The 9,470-nt window shown below is 61.9% G+C and carries 10 protein-coding genes; 1 reads left to right on the top strand and 9 read right to left on the bottom strand.

Going from position 1 to position 9,470, the window contains the following annotated elements; genetic code table 11:
• Window positions 1–308, top strand: a 308-nt coding sequence (locus tag VGI36_18655; protein ID HEY2487169.1) for a hypothetical protein, incomplete at its 5' end; no start/stop codon positions are given.
• A 10-nt stretch (window positions 309–318) separates the two neighbouring features.
• Here VGI36_18655 and VGI36_18650 read toward each other — a convergent pair.
• From VGI36_18650 to VGI36_18610, 9 genes are all read right to left on the bottom strand, one after another.
• Window positions 319–963, bottom strand: a complete 645-nt coding sequence (locus VGI36_18650) for a TetR/AcrR family transcriptional regulator (protein ID HEY2487168.1) — start codon at window positions 961–963, stop codon at window positions 319–321.
• 133 nt (window positions 964–1,096) lie between these two features.
• A complete protein-coding gene (locus tag VGI36_18645) occupies window positions 1,097–1,549 on the bottom strand; it encodes a universal stress protein (protein HEY2487167.1) in 453 nt (150 codons plus the stop codon).
• Window positions 1,546–2,733: an acetate/propionate family kinase gene (locus VGI36_18640; GenBank protein HEY2487166.1), complete on the bottom strand. Its 1,188-nt coding sequence runs from the start codon at window positions 2,731–2,733 to the stop codon at window positions 1,546–1,548. The genes VGI36_18645 and VGI36_18640 overlap by 4 nt, the downstream gene beginning before the upstream one ends.
• A gap of 137 nt (window positions 2,734–2,870) precedes the next feature.
• A complete protein-coding gene (locus VGI36_18635; GenBank protein ID HEY2487165.1) occupies window positions 2,871–3,755 on the bottom strand; it encodes a hypothetical protein in 885 nt (294 codons plus the stop codon).
• 44 nt (window positions 3,756–3,799) lie between these two features.
• Window positions 3,800–5,293 carry a phosphoketolase family protein gene (locus tag VGI36_18630; GenBank protein HEY2487164.1) on the bottom strand — a complete coding sequence of 498 codons (1,494 nt, stop codon included), beginning with the start codon at window positions 5,291–5,293 and terminating at the stop codon, window positions 3,800–3,802.
• Window positions 5,294–5,390: 97 nt separating this feature from the next.
• The gene (locus VGI36_18625; protein ID HEY2487163.1) at window positions 5,391–6,656 is read right to left on the bottom strand and encodes a lyase family protein; all 1,266 of its coding nucleotides are present in this window, start codon (window positions 6,654–6,656) and stop codon (window positions 5,391–5,393) included.
• Complete coding sequence (locus tag VGI36_18620; protein ID HEY2487162.1) at window positions 6,640–7,437, bottom strand: hypothetical protein; 798 nt, start codon at window positions 7,435–7,437, stop codon at window positions 6,640–6,642. Before VGI36_18620 ends, VGI36_18625 begins: the two co-directional genes overlap by 17 nt.
• A gap of 92 nt (window positions 7,438–7,529) precedes the next feature.
• Window positions 7,530–8,612, bottom strand: a complete 1,083-nt coding sequence (locus VGI36_18615) for an agmatine deiminase family protein (protein ID HEY2487161.1) — start codon at window positions 8,610–8,612, stop codon at window positions 7,530–7,532.
• Between the two features lie 2 nt (window positions 8,613–8,614).
• A partial coding sequence (locus VGI36_18610; protein ID HEY2487160.1) for a carbon-nitrogen hydrolase occupies window positions 8,615–9,470 on the bottom strand: 856 nt, incomplete at its 5' end.

The raw sequence follows: 9,470 nt of genomic DNA, 5'->3' as shown, positions 1-9,470 counted from the left end.
CGGCCTGGGTGAAGCGCGCGGTGGTAGGGCGGTCGGCGTCGGTCATGGAGGTGTCTGAATTCATCGCGTCATCTCAATCTCTCTCACCCCATCACCATATTGACGATCCCGGAGGCGGAATGATTTCAACAGGAGCGAATTGCGGATTTCGCGGACACACACGAGCCGCGCGCCTGGTGCCGGCGGTAAACCGGCGTAAAAAGTTGGCGCTGAACTGGTGTGCCCGGAAACGGACCGGACTGCTCACGTCCTTGGCTATCATCTCAATTGTGGACCCGCGAGTCCACATGTCGATCGCGCGCGTTTAACCGCTCCGCGTCAGTCCCGTTTGCAGCCGTCCAGAAACAACGAAACGATTGCGTCGATTGCGTCCTCGAGCCGCACGGTTTCACGCTGGTAGCGCTGCACGCCACGCATCATACCGAGCAGACATTCCGCGAGCATTCCATAATCGAGGTCCGCCCGTATGCGGCCCTCACGGCCAGCCTCGCCCAGTAGGTCGCTGACCAGCCGCGCGAGGCGACCTCGCTCGGTGCGGTAGCGGGTTTCTTCGGCGCGCGGCAGCTTGGTCGGGTCGCGCAGCAAGACGAAGAACTGGCGGCGGTCCCAGAAATAGGTCATCGCATGGCGCACGATAGTGGTAAGCCGCTCCTGATCCGACTGCGCATCTGCGAGCGCCGCCTCGATCTGATTGCACAGGTGCTTGAAGCCTTCGATCACGGTGGCGGCGTACAATTGCTCCTTGGAGCCAAATTGGCGATAAACGCTCCCCTTGCCGACTCCAGCGTGTAACGCGACTTCGTCAGTGAGGACCTGCTCAAAACCCTTAGCGCCGAACAGCTCCGTGGCGCTGCGTATTATTCGCTGACGCAACATCGGAATGGGGCGCCGTCCCCGCTTGCGCTTCTCGGCCGGGTGGCGGGTTCTCACCGGGGTGGTGGTTCGTTTGCTCGATCTGATCACGGCGCTCGTCTCGCTCTCACAGCTTTGATCTGCGTATCATCACGCGCCCGACAGAACAACGGCGCCCGCGCACTCCACGGTGGGGTGCGAAAGCGCGAACGCAGCCGACGGTCCAAAGGGAAGCCTCGCGTTTTTAGTGCTCGTTTCTCGGGCGAATGGTGAGCAGAGGGCAGGGACAACGCGCAACTAGGTGCTCTGCGACGCTGCCCAGCAAGTAGCGTTTGATCCCGGTGCGCCCGTGGGTCGCGATTATCAGCAGGTCAGCGTGCAGCTTGGCCGCCTGCGTCACGATCCTGGTCGCCGGATTACCGACCTCGACGACGATCTCGACGTCGAAACTTTTAAGCTTGCTCTGTGCGATTTTGCGCAGCTTCAGCTGGGCATCTTTCTCTGCCTCCATGAAGTACTGCGCGGCAAGGCTCGCATCCGCCGAGACCGCAGAAGACAGGGGCACGACGTGCAGCAACACAATCTTTGCGTGGTTGGTGCGCGCAATCGAGCGTGCGAGCTCAAGTTCGGCGCCCGGCAGGCGTCGAGAAAACTGAATCGGCACCAGGATTCTGCGCCACACGGCACCCACGCTCACAACGGTCCTTTCGCGCTCTCGGCGGTGCCGACGACAGCACGGGTGTGGCGGACGATTACTAGGTCTTCGTTGGTGGGAATGACGCGCACCATGCATTCGCTGCCGGTGCTGCTGATCGGATCTTCGTTGGCGGCGTTGCGCTGGCTGTCGATTTCGATTCCCAGGTGCCGCAGTCCTCTGCATACCTCCCATCTCAACTCCGCGTCGTGTTCGCCGATTCCTCCCGTGAACACCAGCGTGTCGATTCCTTCCAGCGCCGCTGCCATCGCTCCGATCTGCTTGCGCAGCTGGTAGCCAAACATCTGGCGGGCCAGTTCTGCACGCGGATCGCGTGACTCCTTGAGGGTGCGCATATCGGAGCTGACTCCGGATACACCGAGCAGCCCGGCGGCACGATTCACCGCTTCGTCGAGGTGCTCCGCGTCGTACCCTTTCTCGCGGAGCAGATAGAGAATGAGCCCCGGATCTAGATCGCCGCTGCGGGTGCCCATCATGAACCCACCCGTCGGTGTGAATCCCATGGTCGTATCTACCGACTTCCCGTCGCGCACGGCGGCCAGGCTGGCGCCGTTGCCGAGATGCGCGACTATGACGCGGCCTCGCGACTGCGTGCCCAGAGCGCTCACAATGTATTCGTATGACAGGCCATGAAAGCCGTAGCGCCGTACTCCCAGATCCCAGAGCTCGTGCCGCATCGGAAAACGCGCCGCGATTTCGGGCAGCGTGCGGTGAAAAGCGGTGTCGAAGCACACGACCTGCCGGAGCTTGGGGAAGCGCGCGCTAATCGCCTCGATCGCCGCAATTGCACCGGGCAGATGCAACGGCACGAAGGTAACGATCTTGCGCAACGCCACGAGCACCTCGGCCGTGACCAGTTCCGGCGCGGTGTGATCGGGGCCGCCATGGACGATTCGATGACCGACCGCGACTGGCCGCGGCAGGTGAAGTTGCTCCAGCCCCGCAAAAATTGCACCGATAATCTCGTCGAGGCGGGAAAGCTCGAACGGCCCCTCTCTTAAGATCGCTCCACTTCCGTCGAGCACCTTGATGCTTGTGCCCGGGATTCCGATGCGATCGACTTGGCCACTGGCCACGAGCTGCTCATCATCGGCAAGCTGGTACAGCGCGAATTTTAGAGATGACGATCCGCAATTGATGCAGAGAATTACCCGCGATGCATTCACGGCGGCCCGGTTTTTATTCCGCGCTCCTCCCCCTGCTGCCGTTCTCGGCGGGGGCTAGCTTACAAAGTTCTAAATTCACGAATCGTTGTCGCGTCTAGCGCCCCGTGTAAAACCCGACTCTCCATCCGAGCTTTGCGCTACAGCTCCCACTTCCAGTCGCGAACCTCCGGCAGGTCTTCACCATAGCGCGTGATGTACTCGTGGTGTTCCACCAGCTTGGCGCGCATCTCCTGGCGGACGTAGCCGGCGACCGCGCTCATTTTCGGGATCCGTGCGGCCGCGTCCGCGATCAGGTTGAAGCGTCCCATATCGTTCTTCACCAACATGTCGAACGGCGTGGTAGTGGTTCCTTCTTCCTTGTAACCCCGCACGTGCAAGCCGCCGTGATTGGTGCGTCGATAGGTCAGGCGATGAATCAGCCAAGGATACCCGTGGTAGGCGAAGATCACCGGACGATCCTTGGTAAAGATCTCGTCGAACTCCTGGCTGGTGAGTCCATGCGGATGTTCGTCGTGCGGCAGGAGCTTCATGATATCGACCACGTTTACGACGCGAATCTTGAGATCCGGAAACTGGTTTCGCAGGTAGTGCGTGGCGGCCAGGGTTTCCAGCGTAGGCACGTCGCCGGCGCACGCCATCACCACGTCGGGATCGGCGCCCCTGTCGCTGCTGGCCCATTCCCAGATGCCAAGACCTTCCGTGCAGTGCTTTACCGCCGCGTCCATGTCGAGCCACTGGAGCTCGGGCTGCTTGCCGGCGACGATGACGTTGATGTAGTCGCGGCTACGCAGGCAGTGGTCGGTCACCGAGAGCAGGCTGTTTGCATCCGGCGGCAAGTAGACGCGAATGACCTGGGGTTTCTTGTTGACCGCGTGATCGATAAAGCCAGGGTCCTGATGGGAGAAGCCGTTATGATCCTGGCGCCACACGTGTGAACTGAGCAGGTAGTTGAGCGACGCGATCGGCGCGCGCCACGAAAGGTCTTGGGTAACCTTGAGCCACTTGGCGTGCTGGTTGAACATTGAATCAGCACGCCAAGTGGCTCAAGGTTACCCAAGACCTTTCGTCACTTGGCGTGCTGGTTGAACATTGAATCGACCACGTGCACAAACGCTTCGTAGGTGCTGAACAGGCCGTGCCGCCCGGTGAGCAGGTAGCCTTCCAGCCAGCCCTCACAGGTGTGCTCGCTCAGGATCTCCATCACCCGTCCATCCGGCGCCAGATGATCGTCCTCGGGCAGCGTCTCCGCGACCCACGCGCGGTTGGTTACGTCGAACAGCGCACCCAACCGGTTGGAGTTCGTTTCATCGGGCCCCATGACGCGAAAATTCCGTGCCTCCTGGTTGAGCTTCATGATGTCGCGCAGAAACGTTCCCATCACGCGCGTCGATTCTGCGGTCTCGGAGCCGGGACTTTTAACGGTGACTGCGTAGTCGCGAAAATCGGGCATCTTGAGAGGCTTAAGCAGCAGTCCCCCGTTCGCATGCGGGTTGGCGCTCATGCGGCGCGCGCCCTTGGGCGGCAATGCCGCTAGCTCGGGCCGCAAACGGCCTTGCTCGTCGAAGAGTTCCTCCGCACGATAACTGTGCATCCACTGGTCGAGTACCTTGACGTGTTCCGGGGTCGACATGTCGGCCACCGGCACCTGGTGCGCGCGCCAGTAACCCTCCACCTTGAGCCCGTCTATTTCCTTGGGCGCGGTCCAGCCCTTGGGACTGCGCAGGATGATCATGGGCCACTGCGGGCGGGTGATCGATTTCGCAGCGCGCGCACTTCGCTGAATCGCGACGATTTCGTCCAGCGAGCGGTCGAGCGCCGTGGCCATCGCCTCATGCATGAGGTCGGGGTCGGAGCCTTCCACGAAGTACGGCTTGTAGCCGTAGCCGACGAACAGTTTTTCCAGTTCCGCGTGGTCGATACGCGCGAGAATCGTCGGGTTGGCGATCTTGTAGCCGTTCAGATGAAGAATCGGCAGCACGGCGCCGTCGCGCGCCGGATCGAGAAATTTGTTCGAGTGCCACGCGGTAGCGGCCGGGCCGGTCTCGGCTTCACCGTCTCCCACCACGCACGCGACGATTAAATCGGGATTGTCGAACGCCGCACCGTAGGCGTGGGAAACCGAGTATCCCAACTCCCCGCCCTCGTGAATCGAGCCGGGGGTCTCCGGCGCAGCATGACTTGGAATGCCGCCGGGAAACGAAAACTGTTTGAAGAGTTTCTGCATACCGGCGAGATCGTTTGAGACTTCCGGGTAGATCTCGCTGTAGGTCCCCTCCATGTACGTGTTCGCGACCACCGCCGGGCCGCCGTGCCCCGGTCCGGCGATAAAGATCATATTGAGATCGCGCTTGACGATTGCGCGATTTAGATGGACGTACATGAAATTGAGGCCGGGCGACGTGCCCCAGTGGCCGAGCAGCCGCTTCTTGATGTGATCGGCGGTAAGCCGCTCTTTAAGCAGCGGATTTTCGAGAAGGTAGATTTGCCCCAGCGTCAGGTAGTTGGCCGCGCGCCAATAGGCATTGATCAGCTTTCGTTCCGAGTCCGACAGTACCGCCATAAAACGTCCTCCCCAGTATGCGCCTTCTCAGGTGGAGTAGGCCGATATTGTTACGATGCTATTGAGTTTTTACGGCTTGTTGCCAGTGTAAGATCGATTAAATCGCTATCCTTACGATTGCGCGAGTGGCGAGAGCGCCGCAGCGCTCGGCGTTCGCCGTCATGCCCTGCAGACAGCGCTCGACCAAGAGCACTAAAGCCCGCTGTAGCATCGAAATCATGTCGAACAGGTTGGTCACCGCCGCCGCGGCAAAGATGTTGAGATTGAGCTCGCCACGCTCCACCGCGAGACGAACCGATCGCTCGCACCCGAGCACCTGAAAGCAGCACTGCAGCATGGTTTCGGGAACCGAAGGATTTATCTTACCGGGAAAGAAGGAGGAACCTTCCTGCACTGCGGGCAGGTTCAGTTCACCAAACCCACCGTCTGGACCCGAGGACAGGAGACGAAGATCCGCCGCAATTTTGATCAGTACCTCGGCCAGGAGCGCAAGCTGGGCGGCGACTGCGCCGAGGTCGTCGAGATTCTGCGCCGCATCATACAGATTCGCCCGGGTCCGCAGCGCGATCCCGGTGATCTCGCGAGCATGGCGCAAAACCCGCGCCCGATAGGGCGCCGGCGCGCCGCGCCCCGAACCGATCGCGGTTCCGCCGAGGTTAATCCATCGTAGGGACCCAATGCTGCGCCCGAGCTCACGGGCGCGGCGTCTTACCGCCTGCGCCTGTCCGCCAAAGAATTCTCCCAGCGAGGTCGCTTCGGCATCGCGCAGACAGGTGCGCGCGAGAGTCATGACCGCCGCAAATTCGCGCGCGCTGGTGTCGAGGGCCGCGGCGCAGCCGTCGAGCGCACTCTCGAGAGCTTGCCACATCTGCACCAGCGCGATTCGCGCCGCCGAGTGACAGACCTCCGAGGTAGACTGCGATGCGTTTACGTGAGTCTTGGGATGTACCGGCGCGTAGCCGCCGCGGCGTTCGCCCAGCGACTGGTTGGCGAGGTTCGCAATCACCTCGTTAAGGTTCATGTTGACGGCGATTTCGCCACCACCACCAAGCATGTCCACCGGAAACTGCTCCGGGTGTTCGCCGCGAATCAGCGCGTCACACGCAGACTCGATCGCGCGGGCGAGCCGGGCCGGAAGCACGGCGGCATCGCGGTTGGCGCGGGCTGCCGCCTTCTTCACCACGGCGAGGGAGCCGACGTACATGGGATAGTCGCCGAGCTTGCGGCCGGAAAAGCTCAGATTGTTCAGCGAACGCATAGTGTGAATGCCGTAGAGCGCGTGGGCGGGTACCTCGAGCTCGCCTAGCAGATCACGTTCGCGGCGGATCCCCGCGGCGGGCCGGCGCCTACGCCGTTCGCCCATACCGCGCCATCTGCAGAATCTTGCTGCTCCGCGTGCCCGGTTTGGTGTCATACGCGAGTAGCGCAACCAGGCGGGTAGTGTCGCCATGAATCGGGGTGACGCGATGTATCGAATTGCGGCCTTCGAACAGCAGCAGCGTGCCCGGCTGCATCGGCACTCGGACGGTGCCCTCCGGGGAACCCTCGAAAAGACGCTTCACCCGCGGATAGTTCTCGTCGGTCGCGCTCCGGATGAGCGGCACGTATTCAAAATCACCGCCGCGCTCCGAGGCGCGCAGTGCAATCGAGGTCACGAAGTCGGTCTGGTCGTAATGCCAGTGAAGCCGCTGGCCCGCGCCCATCACCGCCAGGTTCAGCGCGCCCATGGGATCCGCGTAGCGATACAGACGGTCCTTGGCGAGCGCCGCCGCTATAAAGTCCATCAACCCGTCCCATTCGTAGAGCCCCCGAAGCGCCGAATGCGCGGGAAACTGGTCGTATGCGATCACCCCCACGGAGGTCTGATCAAAGAAGCGGCGCGGGTGGTCAGCCGGCCACGATTCGTCCGGGACCTCCAGGTAGGCGGTCCCGGTGACGACGCTGTGATAGGCAAGCGGCGAAAGCGCGTCCCCCTCCTGCACCAGCTTCGCGACCCCGTTACGGGTGAGAAATTCGGGCAGCTCGCACGCACCTGTTTCATCGAGTTGCCGCCGGCACTGAAGCGCCAGGCGGCGTGCCGGCTCGGATGACAGGTCATCGATTGGATAACGGTGAAGATTGACCAGTTCGGCCGGCGCTAACATCTGGGATTCTCCGCTGCCGACGATACGACTGCGGGTGGCCCGAGGGAAGAACGGCGAGCGCGGGGCAGGAGCCCGGGCGCCCAGGTGCACCGTCAAGGTCGAGACGCCGGATGCTGTTGGGTGAGGCAATGCACTGCACCCAACCCCCAAACCAGTTCGGTCGCCGGAATGCCAACCACGCGGCGGCCGGCAAACAGACGCGAGAGGGTCGCGGTCGCAACCGCATCCGCAGGACAGTCGAAGGTCGGCATCACAACTGCGCCATTCGCAATATAGAAGTTGGCGTAAGACGCGGGCAGGCGGGTGCCTTCGTACACCAGCGCCGGTGGCATCGGTAGAGTTTCGATCTTCAGCGCCGCGCCTCGCTCGTCGCGCATGGTACGCAGCCGATTGAGGTTGTCCTGGAGCACCCGGTAGTTCACGTCCGCGGGATCTTCCTCGACCACGGTGACCACCGTATCGGGCGCAACAAAGCGCGCCAGATCATCTATATGACCATCGGTGTCGTCGCCCGCAATTCCGTCGCCGAGCCACAAGATATTGGTCGCTCCAAGGTAACTCTTCAGGTAGTCCTCGATCTGCTCGCGGCTGAGATGCGGATTGCGGTTGCGGTTTAGGAGGCACGACTCGGTAGTCATCAGGGTGCCCATGCCATTGAGGTCGATTGAACCGCCCTCCAGGACAATGCCGGGTTCGATGGTCTCAAAATGGTAGCGACCGCCCAGTTGGCGCGGCACCACATCATCTAGATCGAAGGCGCCATACTTTTCGCCCCAGGAATTGAAGTTCCAGTCCAAAGCGATTTGCCCGGGGCCGGGTCCACGGAGCTCAGTTCGGTTCACGAAAATGGGACCGTGATCGCGGATCCAGGAATCGTTGGTGTCCAGGTGAAACAGATCGATGCCCGCCATCACTGTCTCGTCGCGGGCAGCCTCGCGGATCATCGCGCGAACGGTTTCGATAGCGTCGGGGTGTTTGATCAGTACGCGCAGTGGTTCGCAGGCTGCGATCGCCGCGGCCATCTTCGCGAACACCCCCGGAATGGGGTCGAAGTTTCCCGGCCAGGTGTCGAGGTTATGCGGCCACACGATGTAGGTGGCTAGATGCGGTTCCCACTCCGCCGGCATTCGATAGCCGGCCAAGCGCTTGCGATGGTCGTCGGGAATTGGCGGCACTTTCAGGAGCGGAAGCGGCGGGTGAGATCACCGTACGCATCGATGCGCCGATCTCTTAAGAACGGCCAGTTCCGGCGCGTGCGTTCGATTTTCCCGAGATCGCATTCGACCACCAGAGTTTCCTCGCGGCTGGTCCCCGCGCTTGCCACGACCTCCCCGAAGGGATCGACTACGAATGACGATCCCCAAAACTCCAGATCGTCCTCGACGCCGGTGCGATTCACCGCCGCGACATAGACGCCGTTGGCAATCGCATGCGAACGCTGAATCGTCTTCCACGCCTCGAGCATCTTGACCCGATCGTCCGGCGTCTCGCCGTGCCACCATCCAATCGCGGTCGGGTAAAAAAGCACCTGTGCGCCCGCCATTGCCGTGAGCCTGGCGGCTTCGGGGAACCACTGATCCCAGCATACGAGCACGCCCATCGTCCCATATGCGGTCGGGTGCGCGACGAAATCGAGATCGCCTGGCGTGAAGTAGAATTTTTCGTAGTAACGCGGGTCGTCGGGGATGTGCATCTTGCGGTAACGACCGATAAGGTCGCCGTTGGAGCCGATGACAACGGCGGTGTTGTGATACACGCCGGCGGCGCGTCGTTCGAACAGCGATGCTACGACCACGATCTTGCGGGCGGCGGCAATTTGGCCAAGCGCGGCGGTCGACGGTCCCGGAATCGGTTCCGCGAGATCGAAGAACTTCGGATCCTCCACCTGGCACGGGTACTGGGACCGAAACAGCTCCTGCAGGCAAACCACCTGCGCTCCGCGCCGCGCCGCATCTTCGATCTGCGTGATCGCTTTGTCGAGATTCCGCGAGGGCTCGGACGTGCAGCTCATCTGCACCAGCCCGAGCGTTAGC

The organism is Candidatus Binataceae bacterium, from assembly GCA_036495685.1.
GTDB lineage: Bacteria > Desulfobacterota > Binatia > Binatales > Binataceae > JAFAHS01.
The sequence above is the reverse complement of the archived record's forward strand: the minus strand, read 5'-3'. Positions and strand labels throughout refer to the sequence as shown.

What these genes read in the sequence shown, in the direction of transcription:
- VGI36_18635 (HEY2487165.1), bottom strand. Translation starts at nt 3,755, where the DNA reads ATGTTCAACCAGCACGCCAAGTGGCTCAAGGTTACCCAAGACCTTTCG.
- VGI36_18630 (HEY2487164.1), bottom strand. Translation starts at nt 5,293, where the DNA reads ATGGCGGTACTGTCGGACTCGGAACGAAAGCTGATCAATGCCTATTGG.
- VGI36_18625 (HEY2487163.1), bottom strand. Translation starts at nt 6,656, where the DNA reads ATGGGCGAACGGCGTAGGCGCCGGCCCGCCGCGGGGATCCGCCGCGAA.
- VGI36_18620 (HEY2487162.1), bottom strand. Translation starts at nt 7,437, where the DNA reads ATGTTAGCGCCGGCCGAACTGGTCAATCTTCACCGTTATCCAATCGAT.